Below are 1458 nucleotides of genomic sequence, written 5' to 3' on the forward strand. Positions count from 1 at the left end.
CATGATCGCTGAAATCCCTGAAGAAAAACCTGCTATGCCTGATATGGGCGGCATGGGTGGTATGGGCGGCATGATGTAAGGCCGTCTGAAACCTTCAGACAAAAAGCAAAACCGCACGGCAAGCAGCTGTGCGGTTTTTTATTTGTCAGTAGAAGCATGAGATGGTGAGGGGCATGCCATGATTTACTGAGAAATAAGGGCAGCCAGTTCCATTGAATCTGAAGCAATCAAATAAACTTCATCATAAAAAAGGCCGTCTGAAACTTTATTTTGTATTTCAGACGGCCTGCTTAATGATCTAAACCGTTACTTTTTGTTTGAACGGCTGTATCGGACAGCTTGAGATAAGAGTTCTTCAATTTCTATCCACATAATGCCTCCTTACAGTAAACCAGGTTGACCTAAAGCCGGGTCGTTGGCTCGTGCCGCTTGGGCATCTTCGACAGTCAGTCCAAGGGCTTTGGCTACGCCTTCGCCGTATGCCGGATCGCAACGGTAGCAGTTGCGGATATGGCGGTATTTGATGAAGTCAGGCGCATCGCCCATGGCCGCGGCGGTGTTGTTAAACAAAGCCTGTTTCTGTGTGTCGTTCATCAGGTTAAACAAGGCGCGCGGTTGGCTGAAATAGTCGTCATCGTCTTGGCGGTAGTCCCAGTGCGCCGCGTCGCCGTTGATTTTCAAAGGCGGTTCGGCGAAGTCGGGTTGTTGCTGCCATTGGCCGAAGCTGTTGGGTTCGTAGTGCGGCAGGCTGCCGTAGTTGCCGTCGGCGCGACCTTGCCCGTCGCGCCGGTTGCTGTGAACAGGGCAGCGCGGGCGGTTGACGGGGATTTGGCGGAAGTTCACCCCCAGACGGTAGCGTTGCGCGTCGGCGTAATTGAATAAACGGGCTTGCAGCATTTTGTCGGGGCTGGCGCCGATACCGGGTACCAGGTTGCTCGGTGCAAAGGCGGATTGTTCCACATCGGCGAAGAAGTTTTCGGGATTGCGGTTCAACTCAAATTCGCCCACTTCAATCAGCGGATAGTCTTTTTTCGGCCAAATTTTGGTCAGGTCGAAGGGATGATACGGCACTTTTTCCGCATCTGCTTCAGGCATGACTTGGATGTACATCGTCCATTTCGGAAACTCGCCGCGTTCGATGGCTTCGTACAAGTCGCGCTGGTGGCTTTCGCGGTCGTCGGCGATGATTTTTGCGGCTTCTTCGTTGGTTAGGTTTTTAATGCCTTGCTGGCTGCGGAAATGGAATTTCACCCAAAAACGCTCGCCCGCTTCGTTCCAGAAGCTGTAAGTATGCGAACCAAAGCCGTGCATATGGCGGTAGCTGGCGGGGATGCCGCGGTCGCTCATGACGATGGTAACTTGGTGCAGGGCTTCGGGCAGCAGCGTCCAGAAGTCCCAGTTGTTCGTGGCAGAGCGCATATTGGTGCGCGGGTCGCGTTTGACCGCCTTGTTCAGGTC

At 53.4% G+C, this 1458-nt stretch carries 1 protein-coding gene; it reads right to left on the minus strand.

The genetic code is table 11. From position 1 onward, the window contains the following. Positions 1 to 381 precede the first annotated feature (381 nt). On the minus strand, positions 382 to 1458 hold a 1077-nt coding region (gene katA, locus ACTHUM_RS13965; protein ID WP_440403168.1), incomplete at its 5' end, for a catalase KatA.

The sequence above is a fragment of the Neisseria sp. P0021.S006 genome (genome assembly GCF_051956895.1).